Here is a 17,941-nt window from a genome sequence, read left to right on the forward strand (position 1 = left end):
CGGCCGCCCCCCACCACCAGCCGCGTGAACCTGTCGAAGGCGGGGCACTGTGGGTTTGCGGGGTGTGAGCGGCATGGATGCCGCGACCAAGCCCCCATGGATGGGTTTACGGCGTCCCCGCAAACCCACAGTGCCCCGCCATCCCACGGAATGCCCGCTGTTGCTGTTGATGTTGCCGGCCAGCGGCCGGCACTACCGGGGTGCAGGGCGCAGCCCTGCCGATCAAGCCCCTCAGAACATCAGGTTGATCATCAGCACCACCACGCAGGTGTAGATCAGCGACAGCGGTCCGCCGACCCGCCACATCTCGCGCGGGGTGTAGTTGGCGGGGCCGGTGATCATCGAGATCACCGGGTTGGAGGCGGTCATCAGATTGTTGGACGCCGACAGCGCCACGATCAGCGCGAACGCGGTCGGGTTGCCGCCCGCCGCCAGTGCCAGGTTCACCGCGATCGGCACCATCACGATGGTCGCGCCCACATGGCTGATCACCAGCGAGAACGCCGTGGTCAGCAGCGCCAGCGCCACCTCCAGCACCCACACCGGGATGCCGGTGGGCAGCTTGTCGATGGTATGGCCGGCCACCCATGCCGCCGCACCACTGGAGTCCATCGCCCAGCCGAGCGGGATCAGCCCGGCCATCATGAACACCGTTTTCCAGTTGATCGAGGCATAGGCCTCGTCCATGCGCAGCACGCCGGTCAGCAGCATGCCGGCCACGCCGGTCATCAGCGTCAGCGCCACCGGCAGCTTGCTGGTCAGCGCGATCAGGATGGTCAACGCGAAGATCGCCATGGCGATCTTGAATTTGTGCGGGCGTTGTTCGCCGGTCGGGTAGTCGGTCACCACCACGAAGTCGCGGCTCTTGGCCGCCTGTGCCAGGTCGGTCCAGATGCTGTGGAAGACCAGCATGTCGCCTGCACGCAACTGCACGTCGCGCGCGTCCTCGCGGATCACCTGCTTGTCGCGGTTGATCGCCAGCAGGCTGATGCCGCGCTCCTTGCGCAGGCGCAGGTCGGCCGCGCTCTTGCCGATCACGTTCGAGGTCGGCGGTACCACCGCCTCGGAAATACCGGCGCGGCTCGGGTTGAACAGGTCACCCAGGTGCTTCAGGCGCGAAGACATGCGCAGGAACTGGTTCTGCGCGAAGTCGTTGATCTGCTCGCGCGGGCCCATTGCGCCGAGCACGCTGCCCACCCAGATGCGCATCTCCGCCGGCGGCGCCAGGCGGGTGTCGTTGCCGGTCTTCAGGGCCAGCAGCAGCGGCGCATCGTGCAGGTTCTCGGCCTCGCCCAGGGTCATGCCCACCAGCGGGCTTTCAGCACTGACCACCAGTTCGAACACATCGCCTTCGATGCCGTAGGTCTTGGCGAAGTAGCTTTCGGTGCGCGCCGGGGTGACCCCGTCGTTGGCCAGGTTCTCTTCCTCGATCAGCTTGCGGTCGCCGTAGTAGCGGAAGTACAGCAGCGAGGCGATCAGCAGCGCCACGCCGATCGGCAGCGGCGCGAACATGCGCAGCGGCTCGATGGTAGCCAGGCCCGAGGGCAGGTTGTTGTTGGCCGAGGCCAGCAGATCGTTCAGCAGGATGAGCGGTGAATTGCCGACCATGGTCAGCGCACCGCCCATCACGATCGCCGCCGAAATCGGCAGCAGCAGGCGCTGCAGGGTCAGGCCGGTGCGCGCTGCCAGTCGCGAAGCCACCGGCAGGTACAGCGCCATCACCGACGGGTTCTGCATGAAGGACGAGTTCAGGCCGGCAATGGCCGTGGTCATCATCAGCAGCCGCTGCTCGACGCCATGACCGCGTCGCAGCAGCCACGCGGCCAGCCGGTTCAGCGCCCCGGTGCGGTCCAGGCCGGCACCGAGGATGGTGGTGGCGATGATGCTCATCACCGCGTTACCGGAGAAGCCGCCGAAGATTTCCTCCGGCGCGATCAGCCCGGTGACACCGAGCACCACCAGTACCACCAGCGCGACCACGTCGGCGCGGATGCGCTCGAACAGGAACATCGCCATCGTGAAGCCGACCAGCCCGAGCACGAGCTTCATGTCGTTGGTCAGCGTCAGCGCGGTATCCATGTGGGGCGCGGCGTCCTCAGGCGATTGTCAGGTGCGGTCGTACAGCAGGTCCCAGACGCCATGGCCGAGCTTCTGGCCGCGGGTCTCGAAGTGGGTCTGCGGGCGCCAGTCTGGGCGCGGCACGCTGCCACGCGGGCCGGCACGGTTGACCAGGCCGGCGGTGGCATCGAGCACGTCCCACATCTGCTCGGCGTAGTCCTCCCAGTCAGTGGCACAGTGCAGGCGACCGCCCGGGCGCAGCTTGCGCACCAGCAGTTCGGCGAACGCCGGCTGCAGCAGGCGGCGCTTGTTGTGGCGCTTCTTGTGCCACGGGTCCGGGAAGTAGATGCGCACTTCATCGAGCGCGCCATCGGCGATCTCGTTCTGCAGCACTTCAACCGCGTCGTGGTGGTACAGGCGCACGTGGTCGGCGTTGTCGTCGGCCAGCGCGTTCAGCAGCCTGCCCACGCCCGGGGCGTGCACTTCGATGCCGATGTAATCGCGTGACGGGTCGTGCTGGGCGGCGAAGCGCAGCGCGGCACCGTTGCCGAAGCCGATTTCCAGCACCTTGTGTGCCGGGCGGCCGAAGGTGGCGTCCAGGTCACGCGGCTGGCCGGTGTAGTCGAGGCCGAAGCGCGGCCAGCGTTCGTCGAACGCGCGCTGCTGGGCGGGGGTGAAGCGGCCTTGGCGCAACACGAAGCTGCGCACCTCGCGGCGGCCCTCGCTTACGGTGAAGGGCTTGGGCGGAGCCTTGGAACCGGCGCTGTCAAAAGGATTGGTCATCAGCCGATCAGCCCATCCACCGGGGAGGAGGCGCTGGCGTAGCGCTTGCGCGGGATGCGCCCGGCCAGGAAGGCCTCGCGGCCGGCCTCGACCGCTTTGCGCATGGCACTGGCCATCAGCACCGGGTGGCGCGCACCGGCAATGGCCGTGTTCATCAGCACGCCGTCGCAGCCCAGCTCCATCGCAATCGCGGCATCCGACGCGGTACCGACGCCGGCGTCGACGATGATCGGCACCTTGGCGTCTTCGATGATCTGCAGCAGGTTGTACTTGTTCTGGATGCCCAGGCCCGAACCGATCGGCGCGGCCAGCGGCATCACCGCAGCGCAGCCGATCTCTTCCAGGCGCTTGGCCAGGATCGGATCGTCAGAGGTGTAGACCATCACTTCGAAGCCGTCCTTGACCAGCTGCTCGGCAGCCTTGAGGGTCTGCACCACGTCCGGGTACAGCGACTTCTGGTCGCCCAGCACTTCCAGCTTGGTCAGGTTATGGCCGTCCAGCAGCTCACGGGCCAGGCGGCAGGTGCGCACGGCATCTTCGGCGGTGTAGCAGCCGGCGGTGTTGGGCAGGATGGTGTAGCGCTCCGGCGGCAGCACGTCGAGCAGGTTCGGCTCGCCCGGGTTCTGCCCGATGTTGGTGCGGCGGATCGCCACGGTGACGATCTGGGCGCCCGCGGCCTCGGTGGCCAGGCGGGTTTCTTCCAGATCCTTGAACTTGCCGGTGCCGGTCAGCAGCCGCGAGCCATAGGTCTTGCCGGCGATCACCAGCGAATCGGGGGAGACATGAACGTTCATGGCGCGATTATCGCCTATCCGCCTGAAGATGGGATCACGCAAGGCGGTGCTGTCCGCAGGAGGGCGAGGGTAGTGCCGGCCGCTGGCCGGCACATGCAGGGTGCCTGACAGCGTCGGATTGCCGGCCAGCGGCCGGCACCACCCGGAGGTCTCAGCCCCCGCCCAACGCGTGCACGATCTCCACCACGTCGCCTTCGGCCAGGACGTGCTCGCCGTGGCGGCTGCGGCTGACGATCTCGCCGTTGACCTCGACCGCCACCCGGCGCTGCAGCAACTGTTCGGCCTCGAGCAGGTCGTGGAGGGTTGCCGAAGCGGGCAGGGCGCGGGGTTCGCCATTGAGCTGGATGTTCATCCGTGCATTGTCGCCGATAGCCCGCCGGGATCGGAACACTTGCAAATTGAACGGGGCGCCAGCTCCGGCACAGCAGGTTTCCCGGTGATCGGGCGACAATCCATGCGGCGGCGCAGCGTGAGCAAAACGCGGCGCAGTGAAACCATTCACCGTGCGCCGGCGTACGTCCGCCGGGTCCTCAACGATATCCCCACAGGAGTTTTTTCATGCTGCTCAGCAAACGCCCGATCCGCACCCTGATGGCGGCCGCGATCGCGCTGGCCGCGCTTCCGGCCATGGCAGGCGAATCCCCGTATTCCAAGGCCGTGTTCTTCGGCGACAGCCTGACCGATGCCGGCTATTTCCGCCCGCTGCTGCCGGCCGATGTGCGTCCGGTGACCGGCCAGTTCACCACCAACCCGGGCTGGGTGTGGTCGCAGCAGGTCGCCAACTACTATGGCCTCAATGGCGCCGCCAATGGCAACGGCCAGAACGGTGACAATTACGCGGTCGGTGGTGCCCGCGTTGGCGTGGACGTGCCGAGCGCAATGGGGACTATCCCCTCGCTGAAGTCGCAGGCGGCCCGTTATCTGGCCGCCAACGGCGGCAAGGCTGACGGCAATGTCCTGTACACGGTGTGGGGCGGCGCCAATGACCTGTTCGCCGCCGCAGCTGCACCGGCGCAGGCACAGGCCATCATCGGCGCCGCCGTCACCGACCAGATCGCTCTGGTGGGTGCGCTGAAGCAGGCCGGTGCGCAGTACGTGCTGGTGCCGAACCTGCCGAACGTCGGCCTGACTCCGGCCTTCCGCGGCCCGAACGCGGCCACCGCCACCGCGCTGTCAGCCGGCTACAACAAGGCTCTTTATGGTGGCCTGAAGCAGGCCGGCATCGAGTTCATCCCGCTCGATACCTTCACCGTGCTGGGCGAAGTCGCCGCCAATCCGGCCATGTACGGCTTCACCAACGTCACCAGCACCGCCTGCAAGATCGATCCGGCCAATTCGACCCAGAGCATCCTGACCTGCAATCCGACCAGCTACGTCAGCCCGGATGCGGCCAACACCTATCTGTTCGCCGATGGCGTGCATCCGACCACGGCGGGCCACCAGCTGCTGGGCCAGTACGCGGTCTCGGTGCTGGAAGCCCCGCGCCTGCAGCAGGTGCTGAGCCACTCGGCACAGACCATCGGTCGTTCGCGTGCCGATCAGGTCAGCATGCACCTGGGCGGTCGTCCGGCCGACGGCCTGTCCTGGTGGGGCGGCGTCCGCGGTGACCTGCAGCGCTACGACCACGCGGATCTGTACGACGGCCTGGCGCCGGCCGGCCTGTTCGGCATCGACTGGGCGCGCGACGGCATGGTGGTCGGCGGCTTCGCCGGCTTCGGCCGCCTCAACGCCGACTTCGGCAACAGCCGTGGCGATTTCACCCAGAAGGACACCACCGCCGGTCTGTTCGCCGGCTGGTACGGCGATCGCATCTGGGTGAACGGCCAGGTCAGCTACACCTGGCTGTCGTATGACGTGAACCGCAAGGTCCAGCTCGGCCCGGCCACCCGCGAGCACGGTGGTTCGCCGGACGGCAGCAACCTGACCGCCGCCCTGAACGCCGGTTACGAGTTCGGCACCGAAGGCGGCTTCCGCCACGGCCCGATCGCTTCGGTGATCTGGCAGAAGGTGAAGATCGATGGTTACACCGAAAGCGCTGCGGCCGGCACCCTGGCCACCGCGCTGGGCTACGACCGCCAGAACGTTGATTCGACCGTTGGTCGCATCGGTTGGCAGGCCCGCTTCGATGGCGGCACCCTCAAGCCGTACGCGCAGCTGACCTACGACCATGAGTTCGAAGACACCAAGCAGGGCAGCGCGTGGCTGCAGACCCTGCCGGAACTGGGCACCTACCGTGTGCCGGGCCTGAAGTTCGACAAGGACTACGCGACCGTCGTGCTGGGCGCCCGCACCGAACTGTTCGGGCTGCAGAGCAACTTCGGCCTGAGCGCTTCGGCCGGGCAGAAGCGTGCCCAGGACGCAACGCTGTTCGCCAACTTCAGCGGCACCTTCTAAGCAGAAACCAGGCGGGGTCGGCCCTCTCGGCAGCGAGAGGGCTGTGACCCCGGCCTGATGCGATGGGCACCATTGCGCAACACGGGGCCCAGCGCATAGACTTCCCACCGCAACGCGGGCGTAGCTCAATGGTAGAGCTGTAGCTTCCCAAGCGTGCGACACGAGCCGTGCCGCACGTTCAACCGACCAGGCGGTTTCCTGGCCACAGCTGTACAGATCTCGGTCTGGCAGCAAAACGTCCCCCAGCAACACGGTGGACGATACGTTGAACGGTAGGAGTACATCCCTACTGGCACGGCGAAGGCTGTGCATGCAATTGTTGGTCGTCCACCCTGTCAAGGGTTGTCGAACCAACCCGGTGTTCAGCCACCGGTAGCCAAGGAGTGGTGCGGGAGAAGTAATTCTCCGGTGTTAAGCTCTCCGTTAATGTAGCCATCCTCACGGATACGATTCTCCCGTGAGGGAGGACTCGTGACCTCGGTAGTCGTAACCGAGTAGGCGCTAGGCTGAGTGTCAAGGATCAGTACAAACGAATCGCCATATAAACGTCGTCAAGCTAGACGGGCCAACTGCGACTGGGCCCTACCCAAAACGGGACGAGGTCGGATGTTTCTCTGCTTGGTAGAGACACGCTGACAATTGCACCTCCGGCGAAAAGGCGAGATCCTAGGTACTCTGTTGCATGCACGGAACGTGGTAAGCCCAACTGGTTGTCGCCTCGGCGACTAGGTTCTCCGCAAGGAGAAACGATGACCAAGTGGGTATAGGATGGTGGAGTAAGCGAACGCCTCTCTGTAATCGAGGGGATAGGGGATGAAAAGATCGCCCCAACCCGAAAGAGTGCTGACTTCCACCGGGTGGTCTGTCGCTAGACAGGCTTCGCAAACTCATACCCAACGGGGAACGACTCCCCTTTGGGGCGTCTATCCCCTGACGGGCTCTGGGCGGGTGTAGCTCAATGGTAGAGCTGTTGCTTCCCAAGCAACTGACGAGGGTTCGATTCCCTTCACCCGCTCCACTCCAGGAGGTAGATATGGACGCCATCATCGATGGTGATGTCGCCTCCTCACACCTCAGCAACTGGCACTCCATCAACTGGAAAGCCACAAGCTGCGCTGTGTCGAGGATGCAGGCAAGAATAGCGAAGGCAGCTAAGGATAAGCAGTGGCGTAGGGTTACACGCCTACAAAAGCTACTTGTCCGCTCAACTGCAGCCAAAGCAACGGCTGTACGTCGAGTCACGGAGAACCAAGGCCGTCGTACCCCAGGTGTAGACCGTGCAACGTGGTCGACACCCGCGGCCAAGTGGAATGCCATCAACTCCTTGCAACGTAAGGGATACAAGGCAAAACCGCTTCGCCGAATCCACATCCCCAAGGCCCGAGGTGGCACCCGCCCTCTCGGTATACCGACGATGAAAGATCGAGCAATGCAGGCGTTGTATCTGTTTGCGCTCGACCCCGTCGCCGAAGCTTATGGGGACATTCACTCATACGGGTTCCGTAGTTTCAGGTCGACAGCCGACGCTGCCGCCCACCTGAAGACCTGTCTGAGTACGAAGACCAGCTCACGCTGGGTGATGGAAGGGGATATCAAAGGTTGCTTCGACAACATCAGTCACGACTGGCTGATGAAACACGTACCAATCGACCGGCATGTGCTGTCGCAGTGGCTGAAAGCAGGCTTCATGGAAGACCGTAAGTTGTTTCCGACGGACGCGGGCACACCACAGGGCGGCATCATTTCCCCTGTGCTCGCAAACATTGTCCTTGACGGACTGGGCCGGCTCATCGATGCGCTCCCACGCCGCAACAAGTGCAACTTCGTCCGCTACGCAGACGACTTTGTCATCACAGGAGCCTCTGCGGAGATCCTGGAACGCAAGGTCAAGCCGATCGTCGTCAAGTTCCTCGCGGAAAGAGGGCTCACGCTCTCCGAAAGCAAGACGAAGATCACGCATATGGACGAAGGCTTCGACTTCTTGGGTTGGAACTTCCGGAAATTTGGAAATCTCCTCCTCAGAAGGCCGTCGAAACAAAACACCAACGCCTTCATGGCTAAGATCCGCAGCCAGCTCCGGCTGTTGCGGGGATCCACGCAAGACGACGTGCTGCATGTGCTGAACCCGATCATTCGGGGGTGGGGCATGTATCACCAAGTTGTGAACGCCTCAGAACCGTTCGCAAGACTGGATCACCTTATCCACCACGCGGTCTGGTGCTGGGCCAAACGCCGTCACCCCACCAAAGGTCTCCGCTGGATCAAACGTCGGTACTTCCGGCGCGACAAGTCCCGCGATTGGATCTTCGGTGTCGGTAAACACACTCTGATGCGCCTGTCGTCCCTCAAGGTCGGCGAATACATCAAGGTGCGGTCCGACGTTAGCCCCTACGACCCCAAGGACGAGAGCTACTTTAATCAGCGGTTGCAATACCGTATGAAGCGCTCGCTGACCGGGAAAAGGAAACTGCTATGGCTTTGGACAAAGCAAGAGGCCAAGTGCGCCTGCTGTGGGCGAAAGCTGACCAGCACCAGCTGGCACATCCACCACAAGGTTTTCAGGGTGTACGGGGAGTCTGACCGCCTCTCCAACCTTGTTTTGCTCCACACCACCTGTCACGAGCAGCTTCACGCCCGTGCCAGGCTACGGCTGTCGCCCCCTCCCATAGAAGAAGGGGGTTTGTGACTGCTTGAGCCGTGTGAAGGGTAACTTTCACGCACGGTTCTGAGGGGGGAGGGTGGCCGCGAGGCCACCTTCCCACCCGACTACTGACGTGGGTTCGATTCCCATCGCCCGCTCCATGTCTCCAGCGGTCTGCATCAGGCAGACGCTCCGCGATATCCGCACCCCGCTTTTCCGCGCATGGATCCCGGTCGAGATGCCCGGTGAATGGCAGGGCTGGACGTCGCTTCGCAAACATCCCTTGGCCGGATCGGTCGTGTCCGAATGCATCCTTGCGCATAGCCTGCAGGACGGGAACTGCCCTGCTGCAGCTGCGGCTGCTGTGGCCTCCCGGGCCCGGTCGAGCTGCGGGGTTCAGTTGATGCTTGGCTTCGCAATGCTAGAAGATCGTCAGCTGTTGACGCCCAACATCCGTTGCCCGGAGCGTGAATGATCGCTGCACTTGTGCCCATCAGGCGATGCTTTGATTTTTCCGGACGATCCGACCGGCGGGAGTTCTGGTCGTATTCGCTGCTGGCCGGGTTCGTGGTGGCGGTGAGCTACAGCGTGATGGATCGCGGTTACTGGCTGGTCGGGTACCTGTCGTTGGATTGGGAAACGTCCGAGAGCCTGTGGAAGGTGGGATGGGTCATGACCGTCTGCGCTGTCTTCGTCTTCCTGCCTCCGATGCTGGCCCTGACCGTGAGGAGATTGCACGACATCGACGAGTCAGGCTGGTACACCGTGATCGCGTTCATTCCCTTGGGGGTGTTCGTCCTCTTTCCGGTCATGCTGCTTCCCGGGAGCGAGGAAGAGAATCGATTTGGCGCAGTTCCAGGAGCGCAGGATGCTTGAACCGGCATCGGCCGCAATCGATCGGATCGGCATTGAAGACGTCGACGGTTCGCTGGGGCGCCTCTCTCATCCGCATGTCCCTTGATCGAACCGCCCTGCGGCGCTACACCCAGTGGTTGCCGTTCCTGGCCCTGGTCGCCGTCTGTGTGGCCTGGTGGTCGCCTTTGGGAGTGATTGCCGGCCTTGCCGTGTGCCTTGCGTTGGGGGGCGCGCTGCAGCGAAACGATCTGGTCGGCAATGCCGTGGGCGGTTCGCGACTGCGCTCGCGATCGATGAAGCCCTTTGCCGAACGACCGCCCGCACATGATGTGCTCTTGGATTGGGGCGAGCTGGGCATGGGCGGACCGGCGTACAGCACGCAGATGCTGCGCGATGGCGCCATCGTCGAAGGCGTATCCACTGGAGGCAGTCGTGATGCCAGTGGTGAATGGCAGGACCTGCCGGGAGGCGCGCTGCGCCTGGCCAGCGGGTATGTTGATCGATGCGAAGCAGTGATCGTCTACGACGAGCGCCAAAAGACGGTGCAGGTGCTTGCGGCTGACCCCGGCCAGTTCCGGCAGCAGCTGGGCGAGCGCCTGCAGACCGATGGGTAGGCGGGGGCGGCGGCGTGGCTGCGCAGCCAGTCCGGCGGCGTGACCCAGCTGCATTCCTGCCGAGGCCTATGGCTGGAGCACGGCCATCCGGCGCTGGCCGCCGGATGGCCGCGGGAGCTGAGGCACGTCCTGCCTGATGCCCGGGTGCTGCGCGCGGTCCCACTGCTTCCCGATGATCTGCGCGTGACTGCGCATCCGGCCCTGTTCGCGTGCATCTGCCCGTATGCCCTTTACCTTGACGAGACCTCCAGTGGTCGCCATGCCTGTGATCTGGAGACCGTGATCGCGAGCCCGTCGGGACGCTGCCTGGTGGTGGCCGGCAGTGTGCTTGATGAGAACCTGCGACCCATCGAGGGCGTGTGGCTTGTCTGCTGGCAGGGTCGTTGGCAAGCCTTTGCCCGTCATGCGATGGGGGGCTTCGGCAAGGCCCGGAGCATGGCCTGGATCAATGTGATCGATGCTGACGATGACGGCACACTGCAGTGCGAAGCCTATGAGGAACGCTGGGAGTCCGATGCCGTCCATCGAAACCCCACGCGCCACACAGCCTTGGAGCTGCCTGTGGAATGGCGTGAAACCGGGTTGGCGCTGCGCGCCCGTGATGGGCGCTTCAGGCTGCGCCTTCCCTCGCGCTGATCAGGCCTCGGCGGCGCGCGCGCTCGTTTCCCGCAGCGACTGTGCATATTCCTCGGTGAACAGCCCCGACAACGCCTGGCGCTGCTCCGCATCGATCTCGCGCGAGGCGTTGGCCGTGTAGTCGAAATGAACCATCACGCAGCGCCCGCTGGCTACCAGGGCCTCGAACTGGAACGCCTGCTGCACGATCGACAGCGAGGAGCGGCCAATGCTCTCGATCCGGGTCTCGATGCGCACTTCGTGTCCCGCCTGTATCTGCTGCAGGAAGTCGATCTCGTAGCGGCGCAGGATCAGTGCCAGGTCGCGCATGCTGGCCTCGCGGCTGAAATGCCGGAAGATCTCCTGGCGGCCTTCCTCGAACCAGACGGGCAGGGCGGTGTTGGTGACGTGGCCGAGTACATCCACTTCGGAGAAGCGCGGGAATACGGTGATCGACATCGGGTTTCCTTGCGGTCTGGCCTGCCACCGCAGTGTGCCGCCTGCGCCTGAGCAAGCCACGCCGCAGGGCATCATCCACCCGCCACACGCCCGCGCTATGCTGCGCGCCTGCCGCCCGATCCTGCCGCGATGAAGCTCGCCATCCTGTCCCGCAACAGTTCCCTGTATTCCACCCGCCGGCTGGTCGAGGCGGCGCGCGCGCGCGGCCACACCGTGCGCATCCTCGATCCGCTGCGCTGCTACATGCGCATTGCCGCCGATGGCTTTTCGATGCATTACAAGGGCCGGCCGATGACCGGCGTGGACATGGTCATCCCGCGCATCGGTGCCTCGATCACCCGCTATGGCACGGCCGTGCTGCGCCAGTTCGAACTGATGGGTGCACGCACCCCGAATCCGTCCGACGCGATCCTGCGTTCGCGCGACAAGCTGCGCGCACACCAGCTGCTGGCGGCCAAGGGCATCGACATGCCGGTCACTGTGTTCGGCGACAACCCCGACGACACCGTCGACCTGTTGTCCATGCTGGGCCCACCGCCGCATGTGGTGAAGCTCAACGAAGGTACCCAGGGGCGCGGCGTGATCCTTACCGAGAAGGCCAGCGCCTCGCGCGGCATTGTCGAGGCCCTGCGCGGGTTGTACGCCAATTTCCTGATGCAGGAATTCATCGGCGAGGCCAAGGGCGCCGATCTGCGCTGCTTCGTGGTCGGTGACCAGGTGGTTGCCTCGATGCAGCGGCAGGCGCCGGAAGGTGACTTCCGCTCCAACCTGCATGCCGGGGGTACGGCGGTGGCGGCCAAGGCCAGCCGTGCCGAGCAGCAGGTGGCGGTGCGGTCGGCCAAGGCGCTGGGACTGTCGGTGTGCGGGGTGGACCTGATCCGCTCCGCGCGCGGCCCGCTGGTGCTGGAGGTCAATTCAACGCCGGGGCTGGAAGGGATCGAGGCTGCGTGCGGGGTGGACGTGGCCACGCGCATCATCGAGCACGTCGAGAAGCTTAAAAAACCCTGATTATTCAGCGGCTTGAGATTCTCACGGGCGGATGAGGCCGGCTTTAACAAGCCTTTAATCGGCCCACGCGTAGGCTTCAGCGAACCGCAGCTCTGCCTCTCAGCAGGATCGGTATCGGGATACAACTTCAGACCCAGGCGGGGGCACCGCCTGGGTCTTTTTTATGCCTGCCCGCTGTCCCTTGTGGGGGTGGCGTGACGGCCGTAGAGTGGCCCCCATCGTTCCTGGATGGATCGGAGGCTGGCGATGTACCGCATCACGATGATCGCGTTGTTGCTGGGCCTGGCCGGATCTGCTGCGGCCAAGCCGGAGAAATCCGTTGTGCAGATGGACCGGCAGTCGCCGGTGGCCGAGCAGGTGCGCCAGGTCGAAAAAGCCCTGGATGATGGCGATTACAGCGAGATTTCCGCTGATGACCGCAGCACCGTGCGCGAAGCGCTGGCCCGGATCACCGCGCGGATGGGCGGCCACCAGAGCGTGCAGGAACTGCCGCCGCAGGTGCAGGGGGAGGTCTTCAACGACCAGGAGCGGATCAATACCCTGCTCACCCGCGCCCACGAGGACAGCCGGCAGATCTGCCAGCACACGCGCAGCACCGGCAGCAACATGCCCAAAAGCCGCTGCCTGACGGTGGCCGAGCGCCGCCGGATCGAGGAAAAGGGCAAGGCGCTGTTGAACGACCAGCGCACCTTCAACAACTTCAACCCTGCCAGCTCGCGGTAGGGCTTCCGCTGCCCCGACCATTGGCACTTGCTGGCGTGAAGGGGGTGCGAATAGAGTCGGGATTCGCCACAGACAAGGATTTGTTTGCCATGAAACAGGCTTTGATGTCGGCCGTCCTGTTGTCAGGACTCGCCCTGGTCAGTACCGCATCGGCATCCAGGGGCAAGGACGTGTTCGTGCCCGGCCAGCCGCTGCAGCAGCAGATCGCGCGTATCGAGGTGGAGCTCAAGGACGGCGAAACCTATTCGGAACTCAAGCAGGACGAGCGCACCCGCGTCAACGACGCCCTGGCACGCATGCGCGCAGCGGTGGAGCAGTACCCGGCACGCGATTCCATGCCTGAACCGGTGCAAACCCAGGTCTTCAACGATCAGCAGGTCGTGAACACGGTTTTGACACAGGCGCGTGAAGATAGTCGTCTAATATGCCAACGTGAAAAGCCCATCGGTTCCAACCGGACCACGACGCAGTGCATGACCGTTGCCGAGCGCGCTCGGCAGAAGGAACGGGCACAGCAGGACATGAGGCAGGTCATGCGCGCCGGCAGTACAGTCAATTAGAGGTGACAGTGAGAATCCTGGTAATCGAAGACAACAGCGACATTGCGGCCAACCTGGGCGACTATCTGGAGGACCGGGGGCATACGGTGGACTTCGCGGCTGACGGGGTCACCGGCCTGCATCTGGCCGTGGTGCACGAGTTCGACGCGATCGTGCTGGATCTCAACCTGCCAGGCATGGACGGCATCGAAGTCTGCCGCAAGCTGCGCAATGAAGCGCGCAAGCAGACCCCGGTGCTGATGCTGACGGCCCGCGATTCGCTGGACAACAAGCTGGCCGGCTTCGATTCCGGTGCCGATGACTACCTGATCAAGCCGTTCGCGCTGCAGGAAGTGGAAGTGCGTCTGAACGCCCTGTCGCGCCGCGGCAAGGGCGTGCAGACCCGCGTGCTGGAAACCGGCGACCTGGAATACAACCTGGATACGCTGGAAGTGCGCCGCCAGGGCAAGCTGCTGCAGCTCAACCCGACCGCGCTGAAGATCCTGCAGGCGCTGATGGAAGCGGCACCGGCGGTGGTGACCCGCCAGGAGCTGGAAACCCGCGTGTGGGGCGAGGAACTGCCCGATTCGGATTCGCTGCGCGTGCATATCCATGGCCTGCGTGCGGTGGTCGACAAGCCGTTTGAAGTGCCGCTGATCCAGACCCGCCATGGCATCGGATACCGCATCGCCACCCCGGAAGCCTGATTCCGTGGCAGCCAAGGGGGAGCGCCGGCGCACGCCATACCGGCGGCGCCTGCGCAGCCGCATCATCGTCTCGTTCGTGTTGTTGGGCTTCTGCCTGACGACACTGTTCGCGTTTGCCACCAACTGGGCCCGCATGCGGGTGGAAAACCAGTTGGTGGAAGACGTGATCAACCACAACATCGAAGAGTATGCGCGGCGCTTCTACGAGCATCCGGGGCGCAATCCGGCAGTGCCCGTGCAGCAGATCCGGGCGTACGCCTACTCGGCTGACAAGTTCGACAAGGCCCGCGAGTCGTGGCCGCAGTGGGCCGACCTGCAGAACGGCAATTACAACCTCAGTGGCACCGACGAGCAGGGGCAGCCGTATGCCTACAAGCTTGCGGTACGCAAGGCCGACGACGCCTGGTTCTTCCTCGCCTATGACATGACCGACAGCGTGCGCGGCGGCAAGCAGCTCAACCGCGCGCTGGTGTTGTCGGTGCTGGTGTTCAGCGTGCTGTCGCTGGTGCTGGGCTGGTGGTCGGCGTCGAAGGTGATGAAGCCGGTGTCGGACCTGGCCGCGCGGCTGCGTGCGTACCGCGGCGGTACCAGTGAGCCCGAGCCCTTGGCGCCGCGCTTTCCCGATGACGAGGTGGGGCAGCTGGCACAGGCGCTGGACGACTATTCCTCGCGGCTGACCGAAGTGGTGCAGCGCGATCGCGAGTTCAATGCAGACGTCAGCCATGAACTGCGCACGCCGCTGGCAGTGATCCGCGGTGCCACCGAGCTGCTGCTGACCCGGCCCGGCCTGGACGAGAAGGTGCTGCAGCGCCTGCAGCGTATCCAGCGTGCCGAGCAGCAGTGCAGCGACCTGATCGGCGCACTGCTGCTGCTGTCGCGCAACGAGCGCGGGCAGGGCACCAGCAACGTGGCCCGCGTGGCCGAGCAGCTGCTGGATGCGCACCGCGCGCAGCTGGGTGGCAAGCCGCTGGAGCTGCTGCTGGAAGGCGAGCGCAACCTGGTGATCGATGCACCCGAGGCGGCGCTGTCGGTGGCGCTGGGCAACCTGATCGGCAACGCGGTGAAGTACTCGCAGGATGGCGAAGTACGCGTCTTCGTGGGCGCCAATTCGGTGTCGGTGACCGACAGCGGCCCGGGCCTGAGCGAGGAAGACGCGGCCAAGCTGTTCCAGCGTGGCTACCGCGGCACGCACGCCGGTCATTCGCAGGGCGGCGGCATCGGCCTGTCGATCGTCAGCCGTCTGTGCGACCTGTACGGCTGGCAGGTGAGCGTGCGCCCCGGTGGCGAGCGTGGCGTGATCGCCACCCTGACGTTCTCGCCGAAGCCGCTGTAAGCACCCCTGCTTTGGTGGGTGCCGACCTTGGTCGGCACGGACCCTGCCGACCTTGCATCACGCCCTGTGTCGCTTGTGCCACTGAATCCACCGCACGCGGACATCGCATCACAGGCCCGACACGACACCACCGTGATCGCTGCCGCGCCCTGCGCGTGTTCCAACGCACGCATTGGCAAGCCCGCGCCGCACTTGGGAATTTCCTTACAGATCGCCGTGCGCGGTGATGGCCTGATGACCTGGCCGGGGCAGGTGCCTTGGCCGGGATTGGCGTCCTGAAATCAACTGTCAGATGGAAAACTTCCGATGCCTCGCGCGGCATCGCGGACAATGCACTGTGCTCGCTTCATGGCGGGCGGTGCGTGGGGATTCCCGGGAATCCGCCGGAGTTTCCATCCATCTGGGAGTTGTCCGGTACGCCAACCCGCACCGTCCGCCACCTTGCATCTGCAGGTGGCCTGCCGTCTGCGAGGAGCTTCATCATGTCCACCCGCGCGCTGTTCCCCCAGTTGCACGCCCTGATCGGCGATGCCGCCCACCTGCTGCCTGCCGACGTCGCCGAGCGGGTCGAAGTTCTGCTGGATGACCCCAGGGACCTGCTGCCTGCCCTTCTGGCGCGCATGGATGGCCGCGACGCCGCCGACGGCCAGCGGCTGGATGTGCAGGGGGCCAGCCCGGCGCAGGCCGCCACGATGGCTGGTCTCAGCCGCACGCTTGCCGGCCTGAATACCCTGATCCAGCTGCTGCACGCTGCCGAAATCGCGCGGGAGCAGGGTGGCGCCCGCCAGCAGCTGGAGTAGATCCACGCCACGCATGGATGCGCTTTGGTAGTGCCGGCCGCTGGCCGGCAATCGAATCGGCCAGTAGATCCACGCCACGCGTGGATGCGCTTTGGTAGTGCCGGCCGCTGGCCGGCAACCAGGCCTCAAGCCCCGGCCAAGCCCAGATACCGCGCATGCAGCTGTTCCACCTGCACCTGCAGGTCCTCCGGCTGCCCATCATTGACCACCACGTCATCGGCCAGCGCCAAGCGCTGCGCACGGCTGGCCTGCGCAGCAATCATCCGGTCGGCCAGCGCGGCATCAATGCCGTCGCGCTGCATCAGCCGAGCGTGCTGCACGGCTTCCGGTGCATCCACCAGCAATACCCGGTCCAGCCAAGGGTAGGCCTTCCGTCCGCCCACCTCGGTCAGCAGCGGAATGGCCGCAATCGCATAGGGGCTCTCAGCCTGCTCGCACTGCTGTTGCATCAACAGGCGGATGGCCGGGTGGGTGATGGCTTCCAGCGCCGTCCGCTCGGCCGGATCGGCAAAGACGTGGGCGCGCAGGCGGGCCCGGTCCAGGCCGCCGTCGGCCAGCAGCATGTCGGCGCCGAAACGCTCGGCAATGCGGGCCAGCGCCGGGCTGTCGGCAGCCACCACGGCCCGGGCGGCCAGGTCGGCGTCGGCCACCACGATGCCCAGCGCTTCGAAGCGTCGGGTCACTTCACTCTTGCCCGAGGCGATGCCACCGGTCAGGCCAACCACATAGCGGCTCATGGGGACTCCCCTCAGCGCAGCCCGCTCATCACCATGTACTGTTCCACCAGCGGCGCACCCCACATGAAGTACAACCAGCCGGCAATGGCCAGGTAAGGGCCGAACGGAATCGGCGTGGCGCGGTCACGGCCCCGGCTGTACAGCCAGATCGAGCCGATGATGGCGCCCAGCACCGACGACAGCAGGATGATCGGCAGGATGCCCTTCAGCCCGCACCAGGCGCCCAGCGCTGCCAGCAGCTTGAAATCGCCGTGGCCCATGCCCTCCTTGCCGGTCAGCTGCTTGAACAGCCACCAGACCGTCCACAGCGACAGATAGCCCACCGCCGCGCCCACCAGGGCGGGCTTGGCCGGCATGTACAGGTTGTCGATGCTGCCTATCAGCCCCAGCCACATCAGCGGCAGGGTGAGCTGGTCGGGCAGCAGCTGGGTGCGCAGATCGATGCCGGACAGCGCGATCAGGAAGCAGGTCAGCACGATGGCGCCGAAACCCTGCCAGCCGAAGCCGAACTGCCAGACGCAGGCCACCACCAGCAGTGAGGTCAGCGCCTCCACCAGCGGGTACTGCAGCGAGATCGGTGCCTTGCAGTGGCGGCACTTGCCGCCCTGGATGATCCAGCTGAACAGCGGGATGTTCTCGTACCAGCTCAGCTTGTGCTTGCAGTGCGGGCAGTGCGACGGCTCGACCACGATCCCCGGTGGGGGCGGCTCATAGAAGTCCGGTTCCTCCAGGACTTCGCGCGCATCGCGCTTCCACTGCCATTCCAGCCGCTTGGGCAGGCGCAGGATGACGACGTTCAGGAAACTGCCCAGCAGCAGTCCGAAGGCGGCCGCGGCGGGGTAGCCGAGGCCAGGATGCTGGTCGAGAAAAGCCATGTATGT

The 17,941-nt window shown here is 65.0% G+C and carries 17 protein-coding genes, 1 tRNA gene and 1 pseudogene; 12 read left to right on the forward strand and 7 right to left on the reverse strand.

The annotated features are described in order from the left end of the window. Nucleotides 1–231 precede the first annotated feature (231 nt). The 4 genes from O0K41_RS13430 to thiS form a co-directional block, all read right to left on the reverse strand. Entirely contained in the window at nt 232–2,079 is a 1,848-nt protein-coding gene (locus O0K41_RS13430; protein ID WP_005414317.1) for an SLC13 family permease, read from the reverse strand. A gap of 27 nt (nt 2,080–2,106) precedes the next feature. Further along, on the reverse strand, nt 2,107–2,841 hold the full coding sequence (gene trmB / locus O0K41_RS13435) for a tRNA (guanosine(46)-N7)-methyltransferase TrmB (protein WP_005410814.1): 735 nt from the start codon (nt 2,839–2,841) through the stop codon (nt 2,107–2,109). Continuing rightward, a complete protein-coding gene (locus O0K41_RS13440; protein ID WP_005410813.1) occupies nt 2,841–3,635 on the reverse strand; it encodes a thiazole synthase in 795 nt (264 codons plus the stop codon). Before O0K41_RS13440 ends, trmB begins: the two co-directional genes overlap by 1 nt. A gap of 151 nt (nt 3,636–3,786) precedes the next feature. Then, nucleotides 3,787–3,987: a sulfur carrier protein ThiS gene (thiS, locus tag O0K41_RS13445; protein ID WP_005410812.1), complete on the reverse strand. Its 201-nt coding sequence runs from the start codon at nt 3,985–3,987 to the stop codon at nt 3,787–3,789. Nucleotides 3,988–4,193: 206 nt separating this feature from the next. Between thiS and O0K41_RS13450 the strand changes: the two genes are divergently transcribed. The 6 genes from O0K41_RS13450 to O0K41_RS13475 all read left to right on the forward strand — a co-directional run bounded on the left by O0K41_RS13450 (nt 4,194) and on the right by O0K41_RS13475 (nt 10,775). Continuing rightward, on the forward strand, nt 4,194–6,029 hold the full coding sequence (locus O0K41_RS13450; protein WP_149501302.1) for an autotransporter domain-containing protein: 1,836 nt from the start codon (nt 4,194–4,196) through the stop codon (nt 6,027–6,029). Nucleotides 6,030–6,973: 944 nt separating this feature from the next. Beyond that, nucleotides 6,974–7,047, forward strand: a tRNA-Gly gene (locus tag O0K41_RS13455). A gap of 15 nt (nt 7,048–7,062) precedes the next feature. Continuing rightward, nucleotides 7,063–8,715, forward strand: coding sequence for a group II intron reverse transcriptase/maturase (ltrA, locus tag O0K41_RS13460; protein WP_308304515.1), 1,653 nt, complete (start codon nt 7,063–7,065; stop codon nt 8,713–8,715). A 426-nt stretch (nt 8,716–9,141) separates the two neighbouring features. Then, complete coding sequence (locus tag O0K41_RS13465) at nt 9,142–9,546, forward strand: DUF805 domain-containing protein (RefSeq protein ID WP_049448792.1); 405 nt, start codon at nt 9,142–9,144, stop codon at nt 9,544–9,546. 74 nt (nt 9,547–9,620) lie between these two features. After that, a complete protein-coding gene (locus O0K41_RS13470; RefSeq protein WP_239503587.1) occupies nt 9,621–10,139 on the forward strand; it encodes a hypothetical protein in 519 nt (172 codons plus the stop codon). A gap of 39 nt (nt 10,140–10,178) precedes the next feature. Continuing rightward, nucleotides 10,179–10,775, forward strand: coding sequence for a hypothetical protein (locus tag O0K41_RS13475; protein ID WP_239503588.1), 597 nt, complete (start codon nt 10,179–10,181; stop codon nt 10,773–10,775). Here the strand turns inward: O0K41_RS13475 and O0K41_RS13480 are convergent, their stop codons facing one another. Further along, nucleotides 10,776–11,213, reverse strand: a complete 438-nt coding sequence (locus tag O0K41_RS13480; RefSeq protein WP_005414313.1) for a thioesterase family protein — start codon at nt 11,211–11,213, stop codon at nt 10,776–10,778. Nucleotides 11,214–11,342: 129 nt separating this feature from the next. Between O0K41_RS13480 and rimK the strand changes: the two genes are divergently transcribed. The 6 genes and pseudogenes from rimK to O0K41_RS13510 form a co-directional block, all read left to right on the forward strand. Beyond that, nucleotides 11,343–12,221, forward strand: a complete 879-nt coding sequence (gene rimK / locus O0K41_RS13485; protein ID WP_005410807.1) for a 30S ribosomal protein S6--L-glutamate ligase — start codon at nt 11,343–11,345, stop codon at nt 12,219–12,221. 246 nt (nt 12,222–12,467) lie between these two features. Then, complete coding sequence (locus tag O0K41_RS13490) at nt 12,468–12,944, forward strand: hypothetical protein (protein ID WP_005410806.1); 477 nt, start codon at nt 12,468–12,470, stop codon at nt 12,942–12,944. 89 nt (nt 12,945–13,033) lie between these two features. Then, entirely contained in the window at nt 13,034–13,504 is a 471-nt protein-coding gene (locus tag O0K41_RS13495; protein WP_005410805.1) for a hypothetical protein, read from the forward strand. Between the two features lie 8 nt (nt 13,505–13,512). Continuing rightward, nucleotides 13,513–14,190 (forward strand): response regulator transcription factor, encoded by a 678-nt coding sequence (locus O0K41_RS13500; RefSeq protein WP_005410804.1) that lies wholly within the window; start codon nt 13,513–13,515, stop codon nt 14,188–14,190. 4 nt (nt 14,191–14,194) lie between these two features. Further along, nucleotides 14,195–15,523, forward strand: coding sequence for a HAMP domain-containing sensor histidine kinase (locus O0K41_RS13505; RefSeq protein ID WP_005410803.1), 1,329 nt, complete (start codon nt 14,195–14,197; stop codon nt 15,521–15,523). Nucleotides 15,524–16,005: 482 nt separating this feature from the next. After that, nucleotides 16,006–16,317: pseudogene (locus tag O0K41_RS13510) on the forward strand (hypothetical protein); the annotation flags it as partial. Nucleotides 16,318–16,448: 131 nt separating this feature from the next. Here the strand turns inward: O0K41_RS13510 and coaE are convergent. Together coaE and O0K41_RS13520 are read right to left on the reverse strand one after the other, a co-directional pair. Continuing rightward, nucleotides 16,449–17,060 (reverse strand): dephospho-CoA kinase, encoded by a 612-nt coding sequence (gene coaE / locus O0K41_RS13515; protein ID WP_088430639.1) that lies wholly within the window; start codon nt 17,058–17,060, stop codon nt 16,449–16,451. Nucleotides 17,061–17,071: 11 nt separating this feature from the next. Beyond that, a complete protein-coding gene (locus O0K41_RS13520) occupies nt 17,072–17,935 on the reverse strand; it encodes an A24 family peptidase (RefSeq protein ID WP_005410800.1) in 864 nt (287 codons plus the stop codon). Nucleotides 17,936–17,941 lie beyond the last annotated feature (6 nt).

The sequence above is a fragment of the Stenotrophomonas sp. Sm2128 genome, from assembly GCF_030985535.1.
GTDB lineage: Bacteria > Pseudomonadota > Gammaproteobacteria > Xanthomonadales > Xanthomonadaceae > Stenotrophomonas > Stenotrophomonas maltophilia.

Bases quoted from the DNA above. Each gene is read 5' to 3' on its own strand.
- O0K41_RS13430 (WP_005414317.1), bottom strand. From the start codon at position 2,079: ATGGATACCGCGCTGACGCTGACCAACGACATGAAGCTCGTGCTCGGG.
- trmB (WP_005410814.1), bottom strand. From the start codon at position 2,841: ATGACCAATCCTTTTGACAGCGCCGGTTCCAAGGCTCCGCCCAAGCCC.
- O0K41_RS13440 (WP_005410813.1), bottom strand. From the start codon at position 3,635: ATGAACGTTCATGTCTCCCCCGATTCGCTGGTGATCGCCGGCAAGACC.
- thiS (WP_005410812.1), bottom strand. From the start codon at position 3,987: ATGAACATCCAGCTCAATGGCGAACCCCGCGCCCTGCCCGCTTCGGCA.
- O0K41_RS13450 (WP_149501302.1), top strand. From the start codon at position 4,194: ATGCTGCTCAGCAAACGCCCGATCCGCACCCTGATGGCGGCCGCGATC.
- ltrA (WP_308304515.1), top strand. From the start codon at position 7,063: ATGGACGCCATCATCGATGGTGATGTCGCCTCCTCACACCTCAGCAAC.
- O0K41_RS13465 (WP_049448792.1), top strand. From the start codon at position 9,142: ATGATCGCTGCACTTGTGCCCATCAGGCGATGCTTTGATTTTTCCGGA.
- O0K41_RS13470 (WP_239503587.1), top strand. From the start codon at position 9,621: ATGTCCCTTGATCGAACCGCCCTGCGGCGCTACACCCAGTGGTTGCCG.
- O0K41_RS13480 (WP_005414313.1), bottom strand. From the start codon at position 11,213: ATGTCGATCACCGTATTCCCGCGCTTCTCCGAAGTGGATGTACTCGGC.
- rimK (WP_005410807.1), top strand. From the start codon at position 11,343: ATGAAGCTCGCCATCCTGTCCCGCAACAGTTCCCTGTATTCCACCCGC.
- O0K41_RS13490 (WP_005410806.1), top strand. From the start codon at position 12,468: ATGTACCGCATCACGATGATCGCGTTGTTGCTGGGCCTGGCCGGATCT.
- O0K41_RS13495 (WP_005410805.1), top strand. From the start codon at position 13,034: ATGAAACAGGCTTTGATGTCGGCCGTCCTGTTGTCAGGACTCGCCCTG.
- coaE (WP_088430639.1), bottom strand. From the start codon at position 17,060: ATGAGCCGCTATGTGGTTGGCCTGACCGGTGGCATCGCCTCGGGCAAG.
- O0K41_RS13520 (WP_005410800.1), bottom strand. From the start codon at position 17,935: ATGGCTTTTCTCGACCAGCATCCTGGCCTCGGCTACCCCGCCGCGGCC.